The sequence below is a fragment of the Bradyrhizobium sp. SZCCHNS3052 genome (assembly GCF_032484495.1).
Classification (GTDB): Bacteria; Pseudomonadota; Alphaproteobacteria; order Rhizobiales; family Xanthobacteraceae; genus Bradyrhizobium.
Genome location: NZ_JAUETB010000002.1, coordinates 220370 through 244835, shown reverse-complemented (window position 1 = coordinate 244835; position 24466 = coordinate 220370). Strand labels below are relative to the sequence as shown.

Here is a 24466-nt window from a genome sequence, read left to right as displayed (position 1 = left end):
CCCTCCCCCGCGGGCGGGGGAGGGAGCGCACGGTCCTTGCGCGTCCCTCGATGACGCCTATCGCGTCACTTCTTCGCCTTGCCCGGATCCTTGACGGCCTCGAAGGTCTGGAATTCGACGTTGTAGAGCTCGCCGTCGACCTTCTCGACCTTGCGGATGTAGACGTTCTGAACGATGTCGCGCGTCTCCGGATCGATCGAGATGGGACCGCGCGGGCTCTCCCACGCCATGCCCTTCATCGCAGCAATCAGGGAATCGCCGTCGGTCTTGCCACCGGTCTTCTTCAGCGCCTCGTAGATCAGATGGATGCCGTCATAGCCGCCGACCGCCATGAAGCCTGGACGGCTGTTGAACGCCTTCTTGTAGGCCGCGACGAACTCCTTGTTCTTCGCCGACGGATGCGCCGCCGAATAGATGTGCGCGGTGACGGCGCCGAGCACGGCGTCGCCCATGTCGTTGAGCAGGTCGTCGTCGGTGACGTCACCCGGTCCGATCACCTTGATGCCGCTCTTGTCGAGGCCGCGCTCGGCATATTGTTTCATGAAGTTGCCGCCCTGGCCGGCCGGCACGAACACGAACATGGCGTCCGGCTTGGCGTCCTTCATGCGCTGCAGGAAGGGAGCGAAGTCGGGGTTCGCCAGCGGAACCTTGATTTCCTCGACGATCTCGCCACCGCCAGCGGTGAAATGCTCCTTGAACGAGGCCAGCGCGTCGTTGCCGGGCGCGTAGTCCGAGGTCAGCGTGGCGACCTTCTTGATGCCGTTCTTGACCGCCCAGTCGCCGATGATGGTGGAGGACTGCGGCAGCGTGAAGCTGGTGCGGACGATGTAGGGCGACTTCTCGGTGATGATGGAGGTGCCGGCCGCCATGACGACTTCCGGGATCTTGCCCTGGGTGGCGAGCGGCGCGGCGGCGAAGGCCGCCGGCGTCACGCCAAAGCCGGCGATCACGTTGACCTTGTCGTTGACGATCAGCTCCTGCGCCAGACGCTTGGTGTTGTCGGGCAGCGCCGCGTCGTCCTTGAGGATGACCTGGATCTTCTTGCCGGCGACGGTGTCGCCGTTCTGCTGCATGTACAGCTTGATCGCATTGTCGATCTGCTTGCCGGTCGACGCCTGGCCGCCGGTCATCGGCACGATCAGGCCGATCTTGAACACGTCTTCGGCCCGCGCCGCACCCGACGCGAGCGCAGCCGCGGCAAGAGCCGCACTGGCGAGCGTCAGTGTCTTGTTTCGCACGAACATTGAAACTACCTCCCTGGTCGGATCAGGACCGCAGCCCCCGGCCATTGTTGTCTTAACCGTGCGATCTCGTTCGCGATATCGCGGGCGCATCGCTGCGGACTCGGGACCCCGTTGTCAATGGCGATCATGGGAGGCTTCGTGAACGGTAGGTTTCCGCAACGGACCACCAATCCGTGATAGGTATATTAATACCCCAATCATCGAACGGCCAAATTTTGCCAATTGATGGCAAGTCGTTAGGGTCCGGGCCGCGGATCTCCCGCAGCACGAAAGGTCCCCCGTCAATGCCGGCCAGACACCCCCACCGGACCAGACTGTTTCCGGCCGCGATGATGCTTCTGGCCATGGCTGGGCCGATCCTCGCCGGCTGCTCGTCGATCAATGAGAAGGTCGGCGCGGGGATGGGCGACCTGATGCCGCAATGGGCCGGCGGCCTGCCGGCCGGTGCGCCGCCCCGTCCAGGAACCCCGGAATACGACCGTTTCATGCAGGAGCGCGAGCGGCAGCGGCAGATGCCGGCCGCCGAACGCGACAAGGAGACGCAGTCGAACGCCAACGCGCAGGCGACCGTCCCCGGCCGCTGACGGGCGGTCGCGACATCAATCCATGAAGACGACGGTCTTGCGCCCGTTGAGGATGACGCGATCCTCGAGGTGATAACGGATCGCCCGCGCCAGCACGCGCCGCTCGATGTCGCGGCCCTTGCGCACGAGGTCCTCCGGCGTGTCGCGATGGCTGATGCGCTCGACATCCTGGTCGATGATCGGACCCTCGTCGAGATCCCGGGTCACGTAATGAGCTGTGGCGCCGATCAGCTTGACGCCGCGCTCATAGGCCTGGTGATAGGGTTTTGCGCCCTTGAAGCCCGGCAGGAACGAATGATGGATGTTGATGCAGCGGCCCGACAAGCTCGCCGACATCTCGTCCGACAGGATCTGCATATAGCGCGCCAGCACGACGAGATCGGTCTTCGTCTCATCGACCAGCTTCAGGATCGCCTGTTCCTGGTCGCGCTTGGTGTCCTTGGTCACCGGCATGTGGTGGAACGGGATGTCGCCGAAATCGAGCCCGGCATAGGTCTCGCGCGGATGGTTGGAGACGATGGCGGTCGGAATCATCGCGAGGTCGCGGGTGCGCCAGCGATAGAGGATGTCGACCAGACAATGGTCGAACTTCGACACCAGCAGCATCACCCGGCGCTGCCCGGCGCGGTCGCGCATCTGCCAGTCCATCGCAAAGCGCTCGGCGATCGCGGCGAAGCCGGTCTGCAGCGCCGGCAGGTTGACGGCGAGATCGGCGGCCGTGAACACCACCCGCATGAAGAAGTGACCCGTCTCGAAGTCGCCGAACTGCTGGGCATCGAGAATGTTCTGGCCATTGTGGGCGAGGAAGGTCGAAACGGCCGAGACGATCCCGGGACGATCCGGGCAGGACAGGGTCAGGACATATTGGTGGTCGGACATGGCGATGACGTACCGGGCGGATGATATGAGGGGAATGATGCGGCAGGCTTGGCGCCCGTTCGGGCCCTGCTCTACCACCCTCCGCGCGCTTGCGCCAACGCCCGGCGCGGGGGCAGGATGAACAAAACATCAACTCTCAAACTTCGAGCATCGCCATGGCTGACAGGCTGACCGGCAACCGCATCCTGATCCTGGAAACCCGCGAGGAGGCGCAGTTCTCGCGACTGCTCGCCGAGCAGGGCGCCGACGTGCTGCAATGTCCGATGTTCACGATCGAGGATGCGCCGGACCCGGTGCCGATCGAGGCCTGGATCCGCCGCTGCATCGAGCGGCCGTTCGATGACGTGGTGCTGATGACCGGCGAAGGCCTGCGGCGGCTGATGACCGTGGTGCGCCGGATCGGCCTCCAAGCGGAGTTCATCGCCGCGCTCGGCAAAACACGCAAGTTCACCCGTGGCCCGAAGCCGGGTCGCGCTTTGCGCGAGCTCGGGCTCGAGCCGCAGGTCACGACCGAGAAGCCGACATCCGAAGGCGTGGCTGAGCTGCTGTCGCGCTACGATCTCCAGGGTCATCGGCTCGGCCTGCAGCTCTATCCCGACAAGGACCATTCGGCACTGATCGGCGCCATCAAGGCCGCGGGCGCCGAGGTCGATCCCGTGCTGCCCTACGTCTATGACGCCAAGGCGGCGGATGCGAACATCCTCACCGCGATCGACGAGATGATCGCCGGCAAGGTCGATGCGATCGCGCTGACGAGCTCCGGCCAGCCGCGGCGGCTGTTCGACGTGGCCAGGGCGCACGGCGTCGAGGCACGCCTGCGCGAGGGGCTGGCACGCACGCAGATCGCCTCGGTCGGGCCCGTGGTGACGGAGGAGCTGGCTGCGCATGGGCTGGCGCCGTCGATCACGCCGGCGGGCGAGGCCTATTTCATGAAGCCGCTGATTTCGGCGATGGCCACGGCGCTGGGCGTGAAAGTGCCACGCGCTTCACCAAACTAATGGTGTCGTCCCGGCGAACGCCGGGACCCGTACCGCGTGATGTCTGACATGGGCAAACGGCACATTCCGCGCGTCTCACAGCATTCGGTGGTTATGGGTCGCGGCTCAAGGCCGGGACGACAGCGGAGGGTTACGCTTGCGCGTGCCCCCTCTCCTGCAGGAACGCTTGATACGCGCGCGCGATGCCGTCCTTCAGCGACGTCGTCGCGCGCCAGCCGAGCGCGGCGAGGCGCGACACGTCGAGCAGCTTGCGCGGCGTGCCGTCTGGCCGCGAGGTGTCGAAGCTGATCCGTCCCTGATAGCCGACCGTTGCCGCGACCACACGGGCGAAATCGGCAATCGTGATGTCCTCGCCGGTGCCGATGTTGACCAGCCCGGCGTCGGAATAGGTCTTCATCAGGTGCACGCAGGCATCCGCCATGTCGTCGACATAGAGGAATTCGCGCCGCGGCGTTCCCGTGCCCCAGACGACCACCTCGGGCGCATCGGCGAGCCGGGCCTCGTGGAAACGGCGGATCAGCGCCGCGACGACGTGGCTGTATTCAGGATGGTAGTTGTCGCCGGGACCGTAGAGATTGGTCGGCATCACGTTGATGAAGTCGGCGCCGTACTGGCTGCGATAGGCCTCGACCATCTTGATGCCGGCGATCTTGGCGATCGCATAGGGCTCGTTGGTCGGCTCCAGCGGCCCGGTCAGCATGGCGTCCTCGCGCAGTGGCTGCGCGGCAAGCTTCGGATAGATGCAGGAGGAACCGAGAAACATCAGCTTCTCGGCGCCATTCACATGCGCGGCGTGGATGACATTGGCAGCAATGGCAATGTTGTCGTAGATGAACTCGGCGCGCAGCGTGTTGTTGGCGACGATGCCGCCGACCTTCGCCGCAGCAAGGAACACGACCTGCGGCCTGGCGCGCGCGAACCATGCGAACACCGCCGCCTGGTCGCGCAGATCGACCTCGCCACGCGGCACCGTGAGCAACTCGACGCCTTCGCTCGCCAACCGCCGCACCAGCGCGCTGCCGACCATCCCGCGATGGCCGGCGACGAAGACACGCTTGCCGCGGAGATCAAACGGCGTGGCCACTGCTCGCCTCCCGCCGCGCGGCGCACAGATCGCTGGCGACCATCTCCTTGACCAGTTGGGCGAAGCTCGTCCTTGGTTTCCATCCGAGCTTGTCGCGCGCCTTGCTGCAATCGCCGATCAAGAGGTCGACCTCGGTCGGTCGGAAATAGGTCGGGTCGATCCGCACCACCGCCTTGCCGGACTTGGCGTCGATCCCGGTCTCCTCGACCCCCTCGCCGCGCCATTCGATGCGGCGACCGACCTCGGCGAAGGCGAGTTCGACCAGTTCGCGCACCGAATGGGTCTCACCGGTCGCCAGCACGAAATCGTCGGGCGTATCGGCCTGCAGGATGCGATGCATGCCCTCGACATAGTCGCGCGCATGGCCCCAGTCGCGTTTGGCCTCGAGATTGCCGAGATAGATCGTCTCCTCCAGGCCGGTTTCGATGCGGGCGACGCCGCGGGTGATCTTGCGGGTCACGAAGGTCTCGCCACGGATCGGGCTCTCGTGGTTGAACAGGATGCCGTTGCAGGCGAACATCCCGTAGGCCTCGCGATAGTTCACCGTGATCCAGTAGCCGTAGAGCTTGGCGCAGCCATAGGGCGAGCGCGGATAGAACGGCGTGGTCTCCCGTTGCGGGATCTCCTGCACCAGGCCGTACAGCTCCGAGGTCGAGGCCTGGTAGAAGCGCGTCTGCTTCTCCATGCCGAGAATGCGAATGGCTTCCAACAAGCGCAGGACCCCGAGCGCGTCGGCATTGGCGGTGTATTCCGGACTCTCGAAGCTGACGCCGACGTGGCTCTGGGCGGCGAGATTGTAGATCTCGTCGGGGCGGATCTGCTGCACCAGCCGGATCAGGTTGGTGGAATCGGTCATGTCGCCGTAGTGCAGCAGGAACGGCACGTTGCCTTCGTGCGGATCCTGGTAGAGATGGTCGATCCGCGCGGTATTGAAGGACGATGACCGCCGCTTGATCCCGTGCACGGTGTAGCCGAGACCGAGCAGATATTCGGCCAGATACGCGCCGTCCTGGCCCGTGACGCCCGTGATCAGCGCCACGCGGCCGCTGCAATCCTTCCCCGCCATGCTCACTCCAACACCGTCGCGCCCCCTCGGGCCGAAGTTCCCGGCGAGCAGTCCACAGCCGAAGCCGCCGGTCAAGCTCAACGGAAAACAGGCGTTGGATCAATCCCGTATCGGCGCAACGAAAAGCAGGACCTAATCCCCGTAGCAGCGCAGGCGGTCGAGATCGAGCACCGTCACCCCGCCATACTCCACCCGCAGCAGGCCCTCGCGCTCCAGCGTCTTGAGACACTGATTGGCGTTCTGCCGCGACAGGCCCGACAGCGCGCCGATCTCCTCCTGGGTGATCTCCAGATGGCGGGTCGTATTCGGGTAGAGGATCGGATTGAACAGCGAGGCAATGCTGCGGGCGAGCCGCGCCGTCGCATCCAGCGTGCGGCCGACCTCGACGAGGCCAATGAACTGGCCGAGCCGCTCGTTGAGCTGGGTGACGAGGAAGCGGTTGAAGCCGACGCTGTTCTCGAACAGCCGCATGAAGGTCGGCCGCTCCATCAGCGCGACGCGCGTATCGCGCAGCGCCACGACGTCATAGCGGCGCAGCTCGTTCTTCAGCACGCTGCCCTCGCCGAACCAGGCGCCCGCCGACATGCCGGCGAATGTCGTCGCCTTGCCGCCGCGCGACACCGTGCTCATCCGCGCGAGACCGGTGACGATCCCGGTCCAGTAGTCGAATTGATCGCCGCGAAGGAAGATGTGCTCGTTGGCCGCAAACGACCGCTCGACGATGCCGGCCGCAGCCGTGTCGATTTCCTCGGGCTTCAGATGGCGGGACCAGGGCGCGATGCGCAGAAGGGTATCGGGAGAGATCAAGCCGGCATCTCGTCTCGTCGAAGCTCGCGGCGACCATATTGCATCGCAACAATCCTGCAGTGAATATTGCCTGGGAATTGTCAGGCGCAAGACAATTCCTGATAGCGCTTTCCCCTATCGAGGACCACCGTCTTCGACTCGCGCCTCTGGACACGGACGAGGCGCATCGAGATGCGGCAAAATGCGCCCGCCCGGGTGGCCCGTCATTCGTCGGATGGCGCGGAACCGATGCCCGGGATAGGATTGCACCCAATGCGACGAACTCAACGTCGCGCGACACGATGCCTTGAAGAGCGCGCCAAGCGCCGAAGACAGTTCGGGAGGACGACTTGGACTATACGTTGGAAGCGCGCGGAGTGTCGCTGCGTTTCGGTGGGGTGCGAGCCCTGACCGACGTCAGCTTCGGCGTGCGCGAGGGCGAGTTGTTCTCGATCATCGGCCCGAACGGCGCCGGCAAGACCTCGATCGTCAACTGCATCTCCGGCCGCTACAAGCCGACCGAGGGCCGCCTGTTCCATCGCGGCCGCGACATCACCGGCCTGCCACCGAGCGCGCGCGCCAACATCGGCATCGGCCGCACCTTCCAGAACCTCGCGCTGTTCCACCACATGAGCGTGCTCGACAATATCATGGTCGGGCGCCATCACCTGCTGAAGAACAATTTCCTCACCGGCTCTCTGTATTGGCTCACCGGCGCGCGGCGCGAGGAGCTGAAGCATCGCGAGAAGGTCGAGCAGATCATCGACTTCCTCGACCTGCAGTCGGTGCGCAAGGCGCCCGCCGGCACCCTCTCCTACGGTTTGCGCAAGCGCGTCGAACTGGCGCGCGCCATGGCGCTGGAGCCGCATCTGATCCTCCTCGACGAGCCGATGGCCGGCATGAACTTCGAGGAGAAAGAGGACATGGCGCGCTACATCGTCGACCTCAACGAGGAATTCGGCATGACGGTCGTGATGATCGAACACGACATGGGCGTGGTCATGGACATCTCCCATCGCGTCATGGTGCTCGATTTCGGCCGCAAGATCGCCGAGGGCGACCCGGCCGCCGTGCTCGCCGATCCTCACGTCAAGCGTGCCTATCTCGGCGAGGAGGACGAACTGCTGGTCGATCCCGACGAGGCGCCGTCCATCGCGGAGGACGCGGCATGATGGACTATGCGGGTCGCGTCAAGCAGGCCGACACCTATCCGAAGCTGCTACGGCTGAACGCGAAAGAGCACGGGACGGAGATCGCGCTGCGCGAGAAGAATCTCGGGCTGTGGCGCACCTTCACCTGGGCCGACTACCAGGCGCGCGTGCGCGATTTCGCGCTCGGCATGGTGGAGCTCGGCCTCGGCAAGGACGACGTGATCGGCATCATCGGCGACAACCGGCCGGACTGGGTTGCCGCGGAGGTCGCGACGCATGCGATCCGGGCCATGAGCCTCGGGCTCTATCGGGACGTGCTCGACGACGAGGCCGCCTACCTGCTCAATTACGGCGAGGCGCGACTGGTGTTCGCTGAGGATGAGGAGCAGGTCGACAAGCTGCTCAACCTCGCCGAGCGCGTGCCGGCGCTCAAGCACATCGTCTATTCCGATCCGCGCGGCATGCGCAAATATGACGATCCCAGGCTGCTGCCGGCGGACAAGCTCGCCGAGCTCGGCCGCAACCGGGCGGCGCGCGAGCCCGATCTCTACGACCGCATGGTCGATGCAACCGTCGGCGACGACGTCGCCATCCTCTGCACCACCTCGGGCACGACCTCGCATCCAAAGCTCGCGATGCTCTCGGCCGCGCGCGTGCTCAAGCATTGCGCCACCTATCTCGCCTTCGATCCCAAGGGACCGGAGGACGAATACGTCTCGGTGCTGCCGCTGCCCTGGATCATGGAACAGGTCTATGTGCTCGGCAAAGGTCTGCTCTGCCGGATGAAGGTCAACTTCGTCGAAGAGCCCGATACGATGATGAACGACTTCCGCGAGATCGCGCCGACCTTCGTGCTGTTCGCACCGAGGGTGTGGGAGCAGATCGCGGCCGACGTCCGTGCCGCCGTCATGGACGCCTCGCCGCTGAAGCAGCGGCTGTATCATCTGGGCATGTCGACCGGCCTTGCCGCGCTGGAGAGGGGCCAGCATTCGAGCCTTGCCGACATGCTGCTGTTCCGGGCACTGCGCGACCGGCTCGGCTTCACCCGGTTGCGCTCGGCCGCCACCGGCGGCGCCGCGCTCGGGCCCGACACGTTCAAGTTCTTCCGCGCCATGGGCGTGCCCTTGCGCACGCTCTACGGCCAGACCGAGCTGCTCGGGGCCTACACGCTGCACCCGGCCGACAAGGTCGATCCGGACACGACGGGCGTGCCGATGGCTGAGGACATCGAGATCAAGATCGACCAGCCCGACAGCCAGGGGATCGGCGAGATCCTGGTACGCCATCCGAACATGTTCCTGGGCTACTACAAGGCCCCGGAAGCCTCGGCCGCCGACGTCAAGGACGGCTGGATGCATTCGGGCGACGCCGGCTATTTCAACGAGGCGAAGCAGCTCGTCGTCATCGACCGCATCAAGGATCTCGCCGAGACCGCGCGCGGCGAACGCTTCTCGCCGCAATATATCGAGAACAAGCTGAAGTTCTCGCCGTATATTGCCGAGGCCGTCGTGCTCGGCGCCGGCCGCGAGCATCTCGCCGCGATGATCTGCATCCGCTACTCGATCATCTCGAAATGGGCGGAGAAGAACCGCATCGCGTTCACCACCTACTCCGATCTCGCCTCGCGCAACGAGGTCTACGCGCTGTTGCAGAAGGAGGTCGAGACCGTCAACGCCCACCTGCCGCCGGCGCAGCGCATCGCCCGCTTCCTCCTGCTCTACAAGGAGCTCGACGCCGACGACGGCGAGCTCACACGTACGCGCAAGGTGCGTCGCAGCGTCATCAACGAGAAGTACGCCGATATCATCGACGGCATCTATGGCGGCAAGCCTGCCATCCCCGTCGATACCGTCATCCGCTTCCAGGACGGCACCACCCAGCGCATCCGCACGACGCTGAAGGTGGTGGATCTGGGTGGACATGGCGCCATGGCGGAGGCCGCGGAGTGATGCGCCTTCTGCCACATGAGGTCGTCATGCGCGGGCTTGACCCGCGCATCCATCCTCTTCCGAAAATCTCCTTCGCGATGGATCGCCGGGTCGAGCCCGGCGGTGACGAGTGAGAACGATCATGAACACCGCCTTCCTCATCCAGCTCCTCGTCAACGGCCTCGTCGTCGGAACGCTCTATGGCGTGGTCGCGATGTCGTTCGTGCTGATCTACAAGGCGACCCAGGTCGTCAATTTCGCGCAAGGCGAGCTGCTGCTGATCGGCGCCTGGGTGTGCTGGGCATTGCTGACGAAATATCAGGTGCCGTTCTGGGTCGGCATGCCGCTCACGCTGGTCTTCATGTTCGCGTTCGGCATCGCGATCCAGGTCGTGATCCTCCGTCCGATGATCGGGGAGCCCATCATCTCCGTCATCATGGTCACGATCGGCCTGTCGACCGTGTTCCAGGCGGCGCTGAAATGGATGTTCGGCGTCAACCCCCAGCCGTTCCCGCCAGTGTTCGCCAGCACGTCCGTCGACCTGTTCGGACTTCAAATCCAGACGGTCTACGTCATGAGCCTCGTGGTATCGATCCTGATGATGCTCGGCATGGCTTGGTTCTTCAAGGCCTCCAAATATGGCCTCGCGATGCGGGCGACCGCCTTCAACCAGCAGGTCGCGCAATCGCTCGGCATCTCCGTCAAGAACGTGTTCGCGATGGCCTGGGCCATCTCGGCAACGGTCTCGGCCGTGGCCGGTGTTGTCGTCGCCGTGGTCAACGGCGTCTCCTCCGGCCTGTCGGCCTACGGCATCAAGGTTTTTCCGGCGGCGATCCTCGGCGGCCTCGACTCGGTCGGTGGCGCCGTGCTCGGCGGCATCATCATCGGCCTCCTCGAGAACATCGCGCAGTATGTCGACAGCCAGTATCTGCACTGGGGCAATCTGTACGAGATCGCGCCATTCTACGTGCTGATCATCATCCTGATGATCAAGCCCTACGGCCTGTTCGGCACCAAAGACATCGAGCGGATCTGAATCATGGTTGCGCGCTCCACGATACCCGCCGGCGACTTCCGCACCTCCTACGCGGCCGACACCACGATCTTCCCGACCAGAACCAGCCGCAATTTCGCGATCGCCGGCGTGATCCTCTTGTGCTTCGCGCCGCAGGTGTTCTCCGAATACTGGCTGTCGGTCTCGATCCAGATCGGCATCTTCGCCATCGCCGCACTAGGCCTCAACATCCTGGTCGGCTTCACCGGCCAGATCTCGATCGGACAGGCCGGCTTCTTCCTGCTCGGCGCCTTCACCTCGGCCTATATCAACAACACCTACGCGATCCCGGTGTTCTTCGCGATCCCGCTCGCCGGGGTGATCACAGCACTCGTCGGGCTGATTTTCGGACTTCCGGCGGCGCGGCTGAAGGGTCTCTATCTCGTCATCGCCACCCTCGCCGCGCAATACATCCTGCTCGACTTCTTCTCCCGCGCCGAGTGGTTCTCCGGCGGCTCGGTGCCGGCCTCCGCCAATCCGTTCTCGATCTTCGGCTATACGCTGCGCGGCGACCGGCAATATTTCTACGTCGTGCTGGCCTATGTCGTGGTGTGCTACCTCCTGGTCACCAACCTGATGCGCACCCGCGACGGCCGCGCGCTGATCGCAATCCGCGACCACTATCTCTCGGCCGAGATCATGGGCATCAACCTGACGAAGTACCGGACGCTGTCGTTCGGCCTCGCCGCGTTCTTCGCCGGCATTGCCGGCGCGCTCTACGCGCACTACCAGCTGGTGATCTCGCAGGAAGGCTTTGGCATCGAGCGCTCGATCCTGTTTCTCGCCATGATCATCATCGGCGGCACCGGTTCGATCATGGGCACCCTGATGGGGACAGCATTCGTCGTTCTGCTGCCGGAATCGATGGAATGGCTGAGCCACCACCTCAAGGGCGGCGCGATCGACAAGGCGCTCGCGCTCAACAACAACATCACTTTTTTGCGCGAGATCGCGATCGGCCTGATCATCATCGCCTTCCTGATGTTCGAGCCCGACGGGCTGGCGCATCGCTGGCGCCAGATCAAGACATACTGGAAGCTCTATCCGTTCTCACATTGAACTCAACCAACAGGGACCGGCGACAATCCGGCCCGAACGCATCACAGGAGGAAGCACTATGACGATGAAATCATTGCTCGGCTCGGCGGCGCTGGCGCTGCTCGCAGGCGCCTTCGCCTCAACGGCGCAGGCGCAGCAGATCGCAATCGGACATCTGCAGGATCTCTCGGGCGGCACGTCCGACGTCGGCACGCCCTATGGCCAGGCCGTGATGGACACCTTCGCCTGGGTCAACAAGAACGGCGGCATCGGCGGCAAGCAGCTCGCGGTCGACAGCAACGACTACGGCTACCAGGTGCCGCGCGCGATCGCGCTGTACAAGAAGTGGTCGGCCCCGGACAACAAGGTCGCGGCGATCATGGGCTGGGGCACCGCGGACACCGAGGCGCTGACCGGCTTCCTCGCCAACGACAAGATCCCTGACATGTCCGGCTCCTACGCCGCCGCGCTGACCGACCCTGAAGGCACCAGCGGCAAGGCCAAGGCCGCGCCGTACAACTTCTTCTACGGCCCAAGCTACTCGGACGCACTGCGCGCCGAGCTGACCTGGGCGGCCGAGGACTGGAAGTCGAAGGGCAAGCCCGGCAAGCCGAAATTCGTGCACATGGGCGCCAACCATCCCTATCCCAACGCGCCGAAGGCCGCGGGCGAAGCGCTCGCCACCGAGCTCGGCTTCGAGGTGCTGCCGCCGCTGGTGTTCGCGCTGGCGCCCGGCGACTACAGCGCGCAGTGCCTGAGCCTGAAGAGCTCCGGCGCCAACTACGCCTATCTGGGCAACACCGCGGCCTCCAACATCTCGGTGATGAAGGCCTGCAAGAATGCCGGCGTCGACGTCCAATTCCTGTCCAACGTCTGGGGCATGGACGAGAACGCCGCCAAGACCGCGGGCGATGCCGCCGACGGCGTCGTCTTTCCGCTGCGCACCTCGGTGGCCTGGGGCGGCGATGCGCCGGGCATGAAGACGGTGCAGGAGATCTCCAAGATGTCCGACCCGACCGGCAAGGTCTATCGACCGGTGCACTATGTCGCCGCGGTCTGCTCGTCGCTCTACATGAAGGAGGCGATCGAGTGGGCTGCGAAGAATGGCGGCGCCACCGGCGAGAACGTCGCCAAGGGCTTCTACCAGAAGAAGGACTGGGTGCCCGCAGGGATGGAAGGCGTCTGCAGCCCCTCGACCTGGACCGACAAGGATCACCGCGGCACGATGAAGGTCGACCTCTATCGCGCCAAGGTGACCGGCCCGACCGATGGCGACCTCAACGATCTCATGGCCAAGGGCACGATCAAGCTCGAGAAGGTCAAGACCATCGAGCTGCCGCGCAAGGCGGAATGGGCGGGTTGGTAGGTTGCCAGGCGGCCGCTGAATCAACTCAGCAGCCGCTCCGCACGCCATCGTCATCCCCCGCGAAAGCGGGGGATCCGGTACGCCGCGGCTTCTCCACCGAGCATCGGCGGCTCTGGAATACTGGGCCCCCCGCCTACCGCGGGGGACGACAGTGAGGTGAACGGATATGGTTGAGACCCTCGATAAGCCCAATGCAAATGCGACCGCGAGCGCAGCCCCCCTGCTCTCCGTCCGCAACATCGAGGTCGTCTATGACGACGTCATCCTGGTGCTGCGCGGCCTCAGCCTCGACGTGCCCAAGGGCGCGATCGTTGCGCTGCTCGGCGCCAACGGCGCCGGCAAGTCGACGACGCTGAAGGCGATCTCCGGCCTGTTGAAGACCGAGGACGGCGAGGTCACGCGCGGCGAGATCATGTTCGACGGCACGCGCATCGACGGCATCGATCCGGAGAAGATCGTCCGCCGCGGCATCTTCCAGGTCATGGAGGGCCGCCGCATCGTCTCCGACATGACGTCGCTGGAGAACCTCAAGCTCGGGGCGTTCACGCGATCCGATCGCGAGGTCAACAGTGACATCGAGATGGTGTTCAACTATTTCCCGCGGCTGAAGGAACGCACCGGCCTTGCGGGTTATCTTTCCGGCGGCGAACAGCAGATGCTGGCGATCGGACGGGCGCTGATGGCGCGGCCGAAGATGATCCTGATGGATGAGCCGTCGATGGGCCTGTCGCCGCTGCTGGTGAAGGAAGTGTTCGCGATCATCAAGGAGATCAACAGGGATCTCGGCGTCACCATCCTGCTGGTCGAACAGAATGCGCGCGCGGCGCTGTCGGTGGCCAGCCACGGCTACATCATGGAACAGGGAAAGGTGGTGCTCGACGGCACCGCCGACAGCTTGCGCGACAACGAGGACGTCAAGGAATTCTACCTCGGCGGCGCCGGCGACCAGCGCAAGAGCTTCAAGAACCTGAAGAGCTTCAAGCGGCGGAAGCGGTGGCTGTAGCCGAACTCTCTCCTCGTCATGGCCGGGCTTGACCCGGCCATCCACGCACGAGCCGCAACGATGAACGACGTGGATGCCCAGGACAAGCCCGGGCATGACGACCGCAAGATTCAAGGACTGGGTACGATGACCCACTACGACGCCCTCGAAACCCGTGATCCCGCAGCCCGCGAGCAGGATCTGTTCGGCCGCCTGCCCGACGTGCTGCACGCGGCGATGAAGGCGCCGGCCTATGCCGCGCTGCTGCAGGACATCGATCCCCAGGACATCACGACGCGCGCTGCGCTCGCGCAACTGCCGGTGCTGCGCAAATCCGAGCTGCCTGCCCTGCACAAGGCGGCCCCGCCATTCGGCGGCTTCGTCGCGCAGGCGCCCGGCGCGTTCTCGCGTCTGTTCACGTCGCCGGGGCCGATCTTCGAACCGGAGGCGGCGCACAGCGATCCCTGGCGCGGCGCCCGCGCCCTGTTCGCCTCGGGCTTCCGCAGCGGCGATATCGTGCTCAATACCTTCAGCTATCACCTCACGCCAGGCGGCTTCATCTTCGACGCCTCAGCGCGCGCGCTCGGCTGCGCGGTGATCCCGGCTGGCCCGGGCAACACCGAGGCGCAGTTCGAGCTGATCGAGGCCTATCGCCCGATCGGCTACAGCGGCACGCCCGACTTCCTGAAGATCCTGCTCGACAGCGCCGCCAGCGCCGGCCGCGACGTGTCCTCGCTCAAGCGCGCGCTGGTGTCGGGCGCGGCGTTCCCGCCGTCACTGCAGGCCGAGATGAAGGCGCGCGGCATCGATGCCTATCAGGCGTTCGGCACCGCCGATCTCGGCATCGTCGCCTATGAGACCGCAGCGCGCGACGGCATGGTCGTCAACGAGGACCTGATCTTGGAGATTGTCCGCCCCGGCACCGGCGATCCGGTGGCGCCAGGCGATGTCGGCGAGATCGTCGTCACCTCGCTCGATCCCCACCATCCCTGGATTCGCCTTGCCCTCGGCGACCTCACCGCCGCCCTGCCCGGCACCAGCGCCTGCGGCCGCACCAACATGCGCATCAAGGGCTGGATGGGCCGCGCCGACCAGACGACCAAGATCAAGGGCATGTTCGTGCGCCCCGAGCAGGTCGCCGAGATCGGCAAGCGCCACCCGGAGCTCGGCCGCCTCCGCCTGGTCGTCACCCGCGCCGACGAGACCGATGCGATGACGCTGAAGGCGGAATGCGCCTCGCCATCAGATGGCCTGCAGGACGCGCTCGCCGCCAGCCTGCGCAACATCACCAAGCTCGGCGGCAGCATCGAGCTGATCGCACCAGGCACGCTGCCCAACGACGGCAAGGTGATCGCCGACGAGCGGTGAAGTCCTCGCGTTGTTCCCGTAGCAGGAAGCCCTGCGCCAGCGGCATGAGCGGGGCGGCCCGCACCACCCGCACGCAATTGTCGCCTCCCGCGCGCTCTCCTATACAGCCATGTCACGTTCTCTCGGAGTTCGTCGCATGGCCTTTCCGCGCGCGTCCAAAGCCCTGTCCCGCTTCACTGTCCTCGATTTGACGCGGGTGCGCGCCGGCCCGACCTGCGCGCGGCAGTTCGCCGATTGGGGCGCCAACGTCATCAAGATCGACGCCATGATGGAGGATGGTGGCGAGGCCCTGGGCGGCCCGCGCCGCGGTTCCGACTTCCAAAACCTGCATCGCAACAAGCGCGCGATGACGCTCAACTTGAAAGACCCAAAGGGCGTCGACGTGTTCATGCGACTGGCCAAGCGGGCCGATGTCGTGATCGAGAACTATCGCCCTGATGTGAAGACCAAGCTCGGCATCGACTACGAGGCCGTGCGCAACGTCAATCCGCGCATCGTCTATGGCAGCATCTCCGGTTTCGGCCAGGACGGCCCCTATGCGAAGCGGCCGGGCTTCGATCAGATCGCGCAGGGCATGGGCGGGCTGATGTCGATCACCGGCGCGCCCGGCGAGGGCCCGATGCGCGCGGGCATCCCGATCGCCGATCTCTCCGCAGGCCTGTCCTGCGCGATGGGCATCCTCACCGCGCTGCTCGAGCGCGAGGTCTCCGGTGAGGGCCAGTGGGTGCAGACGTCGTTGTTGCAGGCGCAGATCTTCATGCTCGACTTCCAGGCCGCACGCTGGCTGATGGAGAAGGAGGTCGCCCCTCAAGCCGGCAACAACCATCCGACCAGCATTCCGACCGGCGTGTTCAAGACTTCCGACGGCTACATCAACATCGCCGCCACGGGGGGGCGGATCTGGGAGCGGCTGTGCCAGACGCTCGGCGCGCCCGAATGGATCGACAATCCGGACTACGCGACCGCGCCGGCGCGCTCCAAGAACCGCGATGCGCTCAACGCCGAGATCAATGCGCGCACGCTGGCGAAGACGAGCGAGCAATGGGTCGCCGAGCTCAATGCCGCCGGCGTGCCCTGCGGGCCGATCTACGCGATCGATCAGATGTTCGAGGACCCGCAGGTGAAGCATCTCGGCATGGCGCAGCAGGTCGCCAGCGACGACGGCCGCGACATCACGCTGGTGGCGCAGCCCTTCACCTTGTCGCGCACGCCGAGCCGGATGGCGGCACGGCCGCCGGAGTTCGGCGAGCAGACCGAGGAGATCCTCTCCGAGTTCGGCTTCACCGATGGCGAGATCGCCGATCTGCGGCTGCACCGCGTCGTGTGAGCAGGTGCAATATGACCAAGCTGCGGCATCCCGCCGCTGTGGCCCAGATGTCACCACGTTGGAACTTCGACCTGGGCGGGATTGAGGCCAGAGCGAGACCGCGTTAATCTCTTCGCATCAGTTGATCGCGGACCCCTTCGGCCCGCGCGTGTGAGGAGTAGCCTTCCATGAGCGCGACGGAATTGAACGAGTTTCTGACGGCGATGGACATGGTGCGCGACGTCAACGCGGCCGCTCTGAATCACGTCGGCGTTCTGCCGTTCGACGAAACGATGCTCGACAACGAGTCCGACTGGTACCACATGCCGGTTGCGGAGAAGGCCCACTGAGGCTGACTTAACTCGGGTCCGCGCGCTCGCTGACCTGAATCATCTTTGCTCGAAGCCTTCGTTCCGAAAGCCGGACGGAGGCTTTTTCTTTTCGAGGGCGGCGGGATGAGCTGCGAACTCTGATCCGCCGAACGCAAAAAAAAGCCCGACGCACGCGCCGGGCAAGGTGATCGTCTCGGGAGGAAACATCAGGGCGCGATGACCAGAGATCAGGCACCGCGCGTGAGCAGAACGATATCTGCCCATGAATGGAGCCTATCACCGCTCTGCCTAAAATGCTGTCATCGCAAAGACACAACCTCTGGAGAAGCGCCGGACGGCTTCGAACATCGGTACGATTGTTTTGGTATCCCCAGCCAAGCCCTATCCACCACAACCCGTGAACCAATTACGGCATGGTCCCAATCAGAAACTCGCAACTGATGCCGATGGTCGTGGGAGCCTCAGCCTGTGGCCTGTTCACCCGCCGCGTTTGGCCGGCTCGGTCCGCGAGGCTGACGCGCAGGGAGAATCTGGGCAATTCAGGTGCTCGTCGCGGTCTATCCGCAGCGTTTGAGGCAGGATCGCTGATGCCACAGCCCATGCTGCACAAGCCCGCCGCATGCGCGCCATTCGGTTGCGGAACGACCACGCACAACCGGAGGCGGAGGCTGGTTCGTATCGAATGTTGCACGACGGTCACAGGCAGCGACGAACTTAGGCCATCTCGAAATCCACCCAAAAAATCACAGTACCCGCCGAGGCGATCTTGGCTGCGATATGCGGTCTGGCACGATTGGAGGCGCCTGACGGCGCCTGCATGACATGGATTCAATCGCGAAGATGCAAAGGCTGACGTGCTGATCGCAAACCGATCCGGTCCCCATACGGTCTCGCGCTCGAGGCGGTTGTGCTGGTTGTCAGCGGCCGCGCTGGTCACCCCGGTGCTTGCGGCGGCGCCAGCCATTGCGCAGGCCACCAGAGGCGGCGCCGGCGGCAGCAGCCAGGACACCTTCGCCAATGGCGGTGCCAGCTCGGCCACGGCCGTTGGAAATGTCGGCGCCAATGCACCTATTCCTACCCGAGGCGGCGGCGGTGGCGGCGCCGGCACACTCGGCGGGGCCGGCGGCAGCGATTCGACCGGTGCCGCACCGGGTGGCAGCGGCGGGATCGGTCCGGGCGCCAACGGACTAAGCGGTCAAAGCGGCTTCTCGATTCACAGCGGAGGCGGAGGTGGCGGTGGCGCACATGGCGCCGTCGTAACCACGGACACGAGCAACTCCGCAGCGGTGTCCGGCGGCAATGGTGGACGTGGCGGCGCCACCACCGGGGATTTCGGCGGTGGCGGCGGCGGCGCCGGCGGATACGGGGTGGTCGTCGATGGCAGCGGGCTCACCTACAGCAATGGCAGCAGCATCACGGGAGGCAAGGGCGGCAATGGCGGCGCGGCTGCCTCGCTAAATGTCGTCGTGAATGGCTGGGGTGGCAATGGCGGCCAGGGCGGTTACGGTATCTTTCTGACGGGAAGCAGCGTCGTGCTGACCAACGCCGGCACCATCAAAGGCGGTGGCGGCGGAAATGGTGGTGACGCGCCATCCAGCACCCAACCGAATGCGAGTGGCGACGGTGGTAGTGGTGCCGCCGGCGTCGCCTTCGCCGCGGACGGCACGCTGATCAACTCCGGCACCATCACCGGCGGCGACGCAGGCGTGGCCGGCGCGACGGATACAAGTCACTCCGGCACGGCTGGAAGGGCCGGTGCGGGCGTCATCGGCGCCAATCTCGCGATCATCAACAGCGGCACGATCTCGCGCGGTAACGGCTTTGGATCTTTCGTAGCCCCCGCCGCCATCAGCTTCACCGGCGGCAGCAACGTGCTGGAGATCTGGGCGAGCTCGATCATCAATGGCAATGTCGTCGGCACCGGCACCGATACGTTCCGGCTCGGCGGCGCCGCGAACGGCAGCTTCGACGTTTCCACGATCGGCGCGACCGCGCAATACCAGGGCTTCTCGAGTTTCGTGAAGACGGGCACCGCGACCTGGACGCTGACCGGCACGACGACCGAGGTTACGCCGTGGAGCATCAACCAGGGCGCGCTCGCGGTGTCATCAGATGCCAATCTCGGCGATGCTTCCGGCGGCGTGTCGTTCGGTGGCGGCACGCTGCAATATCTCGCCGGCTTCAGCTCCAGCCGGACCGTGACCCTCAATGCCGGCGGCGGCACGTTCGATACCAACGGCAACAACGCGACACTCAGCGGGACGATTTCGGGCACGGGCGGGCTCACCAAGGTCGGCGTAGGCATCCTGACCTTGTCAGGCACCAGCAGCTACACCGGGGCGACGACCATCGACGGCGGCGTGCTCGACGTCGAAGGTGCGATCACGAACACCTCTGGGGTGACCGTGAATGCCGGCGGCACCCTGACGGGTGCGGGTCTCGTCGATCCGCCGATGACGGTCGGCATCAATGCCGGCGGCACGCTGGCGCCGGGCAATGGCACCGCCGGCTCGTCGATGACCATCGTCGGCAATCTCGCCTTCCAGTCCGGTGCGTACTATCTGGTGCAGCTCGATCCGACCACGGCCTCATTCGCGAGCGTCACCGGATCGGCCACCCTCGGCGGCGCCACCGTCAACGCCGTGTTCGGCACCGGCGGCGGTTATATCGACAAGCGCTACACCATCCTGACCACGAGCGGCGGCATCTCGGGCGGCTTCGGATCGGTGGTGAAGACCAACCTGCCCTCCGGCTTCAAGACCAGCCTGAGCTACGACGCCAACAACGTCTATCTCGATCTGATCCTCGCCTTCGCCGTGCCCGGCGGACTCAACGGCAATCAGAAGACGGTCGGCGATACGCTGTCGGCGTTCTTCGATCGCACCGGCGATATTCCCGTCGTGTTCGGCAAGTTGAACCAGGCGGGCCTTACGCAGGCGTCCGGCGAGAGCGCCACCGGCGTGCAACAGACCACGTTCAACGCCATGAGCCAGTTCGCCAGCCTGCTGACCGATCCCTTCGCACAACGTCAAGCCAGCGGCGGGGGCGCGATCAGCTATGCTGACACATCCCGCAAGCGCACCGATGCTTTCGCGATGCTGACTGACGACAGGCCAGCCGAGTTTGCGCAGCGCTGGAATGTCTGGGCGGCGGGCTTCGGCGGCTCGCAAACGACCAGCGGCAATGCAGTCGTCGGCTCCAACGATACCACCAGCCGCATCGCCGGCACCGCCGTCGGCGCCGACTACCGGATCGCACCGCGCACGATTGCGGGCTTCGCGCTCGGCGGCGGCGGCACCAGCTTCAGCGTCAACGGCCTCGGCTCCGGCCGCTCCGACCTGTTCCAGGCCGGCGCCTATCTGCATCATCATATCGGCCCGAGCTATCTGAGAGCGGCCCTGGCCTATGGCTGGCAGGACGTCACCGCGGATCGCACCGTCACCATCTCCGGTGTCGACCGGCTGCGCGCGACCTATCAAGCCAATGCCTGGATCGGCCGCATCGAGGGCGGCACGCGCTTCGTCGCTCCCATCGGCGGCATCGGCCTGACGCCTTACGCGGCTGCGCAGGTGACGAGCCTGCGCCTACCGGCCTATGTGGAGCAGGCCATCTCCGGCACGTCGACCTTCGCGCTGAGCTACACCGGCAAGACCGTCACCGACACACGCACCGAGTTCGGCCTGCGCACCGACAAGTCCCATGCGCTGGCAGACGGCGCCCTCACCTTGCGCGGCCGCCTCGCCTGGGCGCACGACTTCAATCCCGATCGTTCGGTCGCGGCGACGTTCCAGACGCTGCCGGGCGCAAGCTTCGTCGTCAACGGCGCCGCGCAGGCGCGCGACTCCGCGCTGACGACGACCTCGGTCGAGATGAGCTGGCAGAACGGCTGGAGCGCCATGGCGACGTTCGAAGGCGAGTTCTCGAGCGTCACCCGTTCCTATGCCGGCAAGGGCAGCGTGCGCTACTCGTGGTAGGAACGGCGTAGCCGATCGAGCGCAGGCATCCAGCTGGCAGGGCACGGGTGATCAGCGACAACCGTACTAAGCCTCGGCCTTCGCGGCCGGCGCTCCCGACTTGCTGAAGCTCGCGATCACACGATCGATCAGCGGCCAGAACAGCAGCACGATCGCCAGCGTCGTGATGGTGCCCACCAGCCCGTTCGCCCAGAACACCTTCATGTTGCCGCCGGAGATGATCATCGACTGCCGGAACGCGTCCTCGGCACGGCTGCCGAGCACCAGCGCCAAGGTGAACGGCGCCAGCGGGATCTTGATCTTCTTGAAGACATAGCCGACGACGCCGAAGCCGAGCATCAGCCAGACGTCGAACATCGCGTTCTGGATCGCGTAGGCGCCGATCGCGCAGGACACCACGATCATCGGCGCCACGGCCGCGAACGGCACGCGCAGGATCGAGGCGAAGATCGGCACGGTGGAAAGCACCAGCACGAGGCCGACGACATTGCCGAGATACATCGAGGCGATCAGGCCCCAGACGAAGTCCTTGTGCTCCACGAACAGCAGCGGGCCGGGATTGAGGCCCCACACCATCAGGCCGCCGAGCAGGATCGCCGCGGTGCCCGAGCCGGGGATGCCGAGCGCCAGCATCGGCAGCAGCGCCGCGGTGCCCGAGGCATGCGCGGCCGTCTCGGGCGCGAACACGCCCTCGATGCGTCCCTTGCCAAAACTGTCCGGATTCTTGGAGAATCGCTTGGCGAGGTTGTAGCCCATGAAGGAGGCCGCGATCGCGCCGCCCGGCGTGATGCCGAGCCAGCAGCCGATCACCGAGGAGCGCAGCAGGGTCATCCAGTATTTCGGCAGGTCCTTCCAGACGGCGAGCACCGTGCGCAAGGAGATCGCTGCGGCGTGACCGCGCAGCGCCAGGCGTTCCTCCATCGTCAGCAGGATCTCGCTGATGCCGAACAGGCCGATGACCGCGACCAGGAAGTTGATGCCGCGCAACAGATCGGTCGAGCCGAAGGTCATCCGCAACTGACCGGACACGGTGTCCATGCCGACGCCGGCAAGCAGCAGGCCGAGCGCCATCGCAATGACCGTCTTGTGCTTGTCCTCGCGTCCCAAGCCCACGAACGAGCAGAAGGTCAGGAGATACACGGCGAAGAATTCAGGCGGACCGAACTTCAGCGCAAACGACGAGATCCAGGGCGCCAGGAAGGTGATCAGCATCACCGCGACCAGCGAGCCGATGAACGACGAGGTGAAGGCGGCCGTCAGCGCCTCCGCTGCCTTGCCCTGCTGCGCCATGGGATAGCCGTCGAAAGTAGTCGCCACCGACCACGCCTCGCCGGGAATGTTGAACAGGATCGAGGTGATGGCGCCGCCGAACAGCGCGCCCCAGTAGATGCAGGACAGCATCACGATGGCCGAGGTCGGGTCCATCGAGAAGGTCAGCGGCAGCAGGATGGCGACGCCGTTGGGCCCCCCCAGCCCGGGCAGCACGCCGACGAAGACGCCGAGCACGAGCCCAACCATCATCAGCAGCAGCGTCTTCCAGGTCAGGAGGACCGCGAACCCGTGCAGCAGCAGACCCAAGGCTTCCATGATTTCATTCCAACTGTTTCCTCGTCATTGCGAGCACAGCGAAGCAATCCAGAGTCGAGTGCGCAGCCCTGGATTGCGTCGTCGCGTTGCTCCTCGCAATGACGGCGGAGAGACCGGTGTCAGTACCCGAACGCCGCTTCGAGCGGGCCCTTCGGCATGATCACGTCGAACACGACATCGAACGTCACGAACATCACGGCGCTGAACAGGAACGCCGTGAGCAGCGATTTCCAGATCGCGATCTTGCCGACGAGACGCATGAACCCGGCGATGAGCAGGAAGCTCGCGACATAGATGCCGAGAAACTGCATGGCGATGCAGAACAGCAGCGTCGGCACGAACACCGCCATCACACGGCGCAGCTGCGCGCGCGTCACGAAAGTCTCGACCGCTTCTTTGCTGGACAGAAACGCCGCGCCGATCCCGTAAAGGCTGGCGCCGCCGAGGATCACCGACAGATAGAACGGAAAGTAGCCGGGCTCCGGACCGGTCGAGTCCCAGGACGCGCCGGTCCGCCAATTGTCCCAGGCGAGTACGGCCGCGAGCGCGAGCAGCAGCAGCGAGACCGCGACGTCGACGGTCCGGGTGGAGGTGACGGCCGGAGAATTCTCCTCCGGCGCGGTCGGATCGTCGACGGCAATCTCGAGCTCAGCGTTGGACATCGATCCTCCTCATCCCCTCGCCCCGCCCGGCCTCACTTGGCGACGAAGCCGGCTTCCGTCATCAGCTGCTTGTTGAGCGAGCCGTCCTCTTCGAGGAACTGCAGCATGTCCTTGCCGGTGAGGAAGATCGGCTTCAGCGCCTGCTTCTCCATGTAGTCCTTGTACTCCGGTGTCTGCACCAGCTTGCTGAACAGGTCGACGTAGAACTCCTGCTGTTCCTGCGTCACCTTGCCCGGCAGGAACATCGCGCGCAGCATCAGGTATTGCACGTCCAGCCCCTCCTCCTTGCAGGTCGGAATGTCGTTCCAGGACTGCGTCTCCGTGACCTTGGTCGTGTAGGAGATGCGCTCCTTGTCGAACACGCAGAGCGGACGCACCTGGCCGGCGCGCCAGACTTCGAGATTCTCGGACGGATTGTTGACGTTCGCTTCGGTGTGCCCGCCGACCAGTTGGGTCGCAGCCTCGCCGCCCGACTTGTAGGGCAGATAGGAGAACTTGGCTCCGGTCTTCTTCTCCATGAAGACCGTGAGCACGTGATCTTCGCGCTTGGAGCCGGTGCCGCCCAACTTGAACGGCGAGCTCGACGCCTTGGCAGCCTCGATGAACTCCTTCACCGTCTTGGGGCCGTTGACGTTGTCCCACAGCACGAACTGATCGAGTGCGATCACCGCGACCGGCGACAGCTCGTGCCAGTCGAACGGCAGCTTGGCCGACAGCGGCAGCATGTAGATCAGCGAATAGGCGATCAGGATCTTGTTCGGATCGCCGTCGCTGGACTTCATGTACATCAGGGCTTCGGCGCCCGACGCGCCGCCCTTCAGCGACACGACAACCGGCTGCTTCAGAAGATTGTTCTTCTGAATGGCAGCCTGCATCATCCGCGCCATCTGGTCTGATGCACCGCCAGCGCCTGCGGCGACGACAATCTCGACCGGCTTGGTCGGCTCCCAGCCGGCAAAGGCGGGCGCAGTTGCAAAAAAGGCCGCCGTTGCGGCCGCGATCTTGATGAGTTTGCGCACGTGTTTTCTTCCCCGTTCGAAGCGCCAGCTTGCATCCTACCAGGATACTGCTGGCTTA

At 65.1% G+C, this 24466-nt stretch carries 20 protein-coding genes; 12 read left to right on the top strand and 8 right to left on the bottom strand.

The window, feature by feature from the left end; translation table 11 throughout:
- Positions 1–65 precede the first annotated feature (65 nt).
- Positions 66–1244: an ABC transporter substrate-binding protein gene (locus tag QX073_RS09355; RefSeq protein WP_316192901.1), complete on the bottom strand. Its 1179-nt coding sequence runs from the start codon at positions 1242–1244 to the stop codon at positions 66–68.
- Between the two features lie 344 nt (positions 1245–1588).
- On the opposite strand from QX073_RS09355, the gene QX073_RS09350 reads away from it, so the two are divergent.
- Positions 1589–1828: a hypothetical protein gene (locus tag QX073_RS09350; protein ID WP_315753582.1), complete on the top strand. Its 240-nt coding sequence runs from the start codon at positions 1589–1591 to the stop codon at positions 1826–1828.
- A gap of 15 nt (positions 1829–1843) precedes the next feature.
- On the opposite strand, the gene purU is transcribed toward QX073_RS09350, so the two are convergent.
- On the bottom strand, positions 1844–2707 hold the full coding sequence (gene purU, locus QX073_RS09345) for a formyltetrahydrofolate deformylase (RefSeq protein WP_315738990.1): 864 nt from the start codon (positions 2705–2707) through the stop codon (positions 1844–1846).
- Between the two features lie 155 nt (positions 2708–2862).
- Here purU and QX073_RS09340 point away from each other — a divergent pair, with 155 nt between their 5' ends.
- Entirely contained in the window at positions 2863–3705 is an 843-nt protein-coding gene (locus QX073_RS09340) for a uroporphyrinogen-III synthase (RefSeq protein ID WP_315753580.1), read from the top strand.
- A gap of 130 nt (positions 3706–3835) precedes the next feature.
- Here QX073_RS09340 and QX073_RS09335 read toward each other — a convergent pair whose 3' ends face one another.
- The 3 genes from QX073_RS09335 to QX073_RS09325 form a co-directional block, all read right to left on the bottom strand.
- On the bottom strand, positions 3836–4789 hold the full coding sequence (locus QX073_RS09335; RefSeq protein WP_315753578.1) for a GDP-L-fucose synthase: 954 nt from the start codon (positions 4787–4789) through the stop codon (positions 3836–3838).
- Complete coding sequence (gene gmd, locus QX073_RS09330; protein ID WP_315768775.1) at positions 4773–5855, bottom strand: GDP-mannose 4,6-dehydratase; 1083 nt, start codon at positions 5853–5855, stop codon at positions 4773–4775. The genes QX073_RS09335 and gmd overlap by 17 nt, the downstream gene beginning before the upstream one ends.
- Positions 5856–5987: 132 nt before the next feature.
- A complete protein-coding gene (locus QX073_RS09325; RefSeq protein ID WP_315753574.1) occupies positions 5988–6662 on the bottom strand; it encodes a Crp/Fnr family transcriptional regulator in 675 nt (224 codons plus the stop codon).
- A 329-nt stretch (positions 6663–6991) separates the two neighbouring features.
- Here QX073_RS09325 and QX073_RS09320 point away from each other — a divergent pair, with 329 nt between their 5' ends.
- The 10 genes from QX073_RS09320 (at position 6992) to QX073_RS09275 (ending at position 21140) form a co-directional block, all read left to right on the top strand.
- Entirely contained in the window at positions 6992–7813 is an 822-nt protein-coding gene (locus QX073_RS09320) for an ABC transporter ATP-binding protein (protein WP_315712912.1), read from the top strand.
- Positions 7810–9741 (top strand): long-chain fatty acid--CoA ligase, encoded by a 1932-nt coding sequence (locus tag QX073_RS09315; RefSeq protein WP_316174085.1) that lies wholly within the window; start codon positions 7810–7812, stop codon positions 9739–9741. Before QX073_RS09320 ends, QX073_RS09315 begins: the two co-directional genes overlap by 4 nt.
- Before the next feature lie 121 nt (positions 9742–9862).
- Positions 9863–10756 carry a branched-chain amino acid ABC transporter permease gene (locus QX073_RS09310; RefSeq protein WP_315712914.1) on the top strand — a complete coding sequence of 298 codons (894 nt, stop codon included), beginning with the start codon at positions 9863–9865 and terminating at the stop codon, positions 10754–10756.
- A gap of 3 nt (positions 10757–10759) precedes the next feature.
- Complete coding sequence (locus QX073_RS09305) at positions 10760–11833, top strand: branched-chain amino acid ABC transporter permease (protein ID WP_315712915.1); 1074 nt, start codon at positions 10760–10762, stop codon at positions 11831–11833.
- Between the two features lie 58 nt (positions 11834–11891).
- Positions 11892–13178, top strand: a complete 1287-nt coding sequence (locus QX073_RS09300) for an ABC transporter substrate-binding protein (protein ID WP_315753568.1) — start codon at positions 11892–11894, stop codon at positions 13176–13178.
- A gap of 166 nt (positions 13179–13344) precedes the next feature.
- Positions 13345–14181, top strand: coding sequence for an ABC transporter ATP-binding protein (locus QX073_RS09295; RefSeq protein WP_315712917.1), 837 nt, complete (start codon positions 13345–13347; stop codon positions 14179–14181).
- 126 nt (positions 14182–14307) lie between these two features.
- Positions 14308–15528: a phenylacetate--CoA ligase family protein gene (locus QX073_RS09290; RefSeq protein WP_316225787.1), complete on the top strand. Its 1221-nt coding sequence runs from the start codon at positions 14308–14310 to the stop codon at positions 15526–15528.
- A 136-nt stretch (positions 15529–15664) separates the two neighbouring features.
- Entirely contained in the window at positions 15665–16855 is a 1191-nt protein-coding gene (locus tag QX073_RS09285) for a CaiB/BaiF CoA-transferase family protein (protein WP_316191404.1), read from the top strand.
- A gap of 167 nt (positions 16856–17022) precedes the next feature.
- A complete protein-coding gene (locus QX073_RS09280; RefSeq protein WP_315712919.1) occupies positions 17023–17184 on the top strand; it encodes a hypothetical protein in 162 nt (53 codons plus the stop codon).
- A gap of 896 nt (positions 17185–18080) precedes the next feature.
- Positions 18081–21140 carry an autotransporter domain-containing protein gene (locus tag QX073_RS09275; RefSeq protein WP_316225650.1) on the top strand — a complete coding sequence of 1020 codons (3060 nt, stop codon included), beginning with the start codon at positions 18081–18083 and terminating at the stop codon, positions 21138–21140.
- A 66-nt stretch (positions 21141–21206) separates the two neighbouring features.
- Here the strand turns inward: QX073_RS09275 and QX073_RS09270 are convergent, their stop codons facing one another.
- From QX073_RS09270 to QX073_RS09260, 3 genes are all read right to left on the bottom strand, one after another.
- On the bottom strand, positions 21207–22727 hold the full coding sequence (locus QX073_RS09270; protein WP_316183848.1) for a tripartite tricarboxylate transporter permease: 1521 nt from the start codon (positions 22725–22727) through the stop codon (positions 21207–21209).
- Between the two features lie 119 nt (positions 22728–22846).
- The gene (locus tag QX073_RS09265) at positions 22847–23389 is read right to left on the bottom strand and encodes a tripartite tricarboxylate transporter TctB family protein (protein ID WP_315712922.1); all 543 of its coding nucleotides are present in this window, start codon (positions 23387–23389) and stop codon (positions 22847–22849) included.
- Between the two features lie 32 nt (positions 23390–23421).
- Positions 23422–24408: a tripartite tricarboxylate transporter substrate binding protein gene (locus QX073_RS09260; protein ID WP_315825115.1), complete on the bottom strand. Its 987-nt coding sequence runs from the start codon at positions 24406–24408 to the stop codon at positions 23422–23424.
- Between the last annotated feature and the right edge of the window lie 58 nt (positions 24409–24466).

Bases quoted from the DNA above. Each gene is read 5' to 3' on its own strand.
- QX073_RS09280 (WP_315712919.1), top strand. From the start codon at position 17,023: ATGAGCGCGACGGAATTGAACGAGTTTCTGACGGCGATGGACATGGTG.
- QX073_RS09315 (WP_316174085.1), top strand. From the start codon at position 7,810: ATGATGGACTATGCGGGTCGCGTCAAGCAGGCCGACACCTATCCGAAG.
- QX073_RS09290 (WP_316225787.1), top strand. From the start codon at position 14,308: ATGACCCACTACGACGCCCTCGAAACCCGTGATCCCGCAGCCCGCGAG.
- QX073_RS09285 (WP_316191404.1), top strand. From the start codon at position 15,665: ATGGCCTTTCCGCGCGCGTCCAAAGCCCTGTCCCGCTTCACTGTCCTC.
- QX073_RS09310 (WP_315712914.1), top strand. From the start codon at position 9,863: ATGAACACCGCCTTCCTCATCCAGCTCCTCGTCAACGGCCTCGTCGTC.
- QX073_RS09300 (WP_315753568.1), top strand. From the start codon at position 11,892: ATGACGATGAAATCATTGCTCGGCTCGGCGGCGCTGGCGCTGCTCGCA.
- QX073_RS09355 (WP_316192901.1), bottom strand. From the start codon at position 1,244: ATGTTCGTGCGAAACAAGACACTGACGCTCGCCAGTGCGGCTCTTGCC.
- purU (WP_315738990.1), bottom strand. From the start codon at position 2,707: ATGTCCGACCACCAATATGTCCTGACCCTGTCCTGCCCGGATCGTCCC.
- QX073_RS09340 (WP_315753580.1), top strand. From the start codon at position 2,863: ATGGCTGACAGGCTGACCGGCAACCGCATCCTGATCCTGGAAACCCGC.
- QX073_RS09265 (WP_315712922.1), bottom strand. From the start codon at position 23,389: ATGTCCAACGCTGAGCTCGAGATTGCCGTCGACGATCCGACCGCGCCG.
- QX073_RS09350 (WP_315753582.1), top strand. From the start codon at position 1,589: ATGGCTGGGCCGATCCTCGCCGGCTGCTCGTCGATCAATGAGAAGGTC.
- gmd (WP_315768775.1), bottom strand. From the start codon at position 5,855: ATGGCGGGGAAGGATTGCAGCGGCCGCGTGGCGCTGATCACGGGCGTC.
- QX073_RS09295 (WP_315712917.1), top strand. From the start codon at position 13,345: ATGGTTGAGACCCTCGATAAGCCCAATGCAAATGCGACCGCGAGCGCA.
- QX073_RS09270 (WP_316183848.1), bottom strand. From the start codon at position 22,727: ATGGAAGCCTTGGGTCTGCTGCTGCACGGGTTCGCGGTCCTCCTGACC.
- QX073_RS09305 (WP_315712915.1), top strand. From the start codon at position 10,760: ATGGTTGCGCGCTCCACGATACCCGCCGGCGACTTCCGCACCTCCTAC.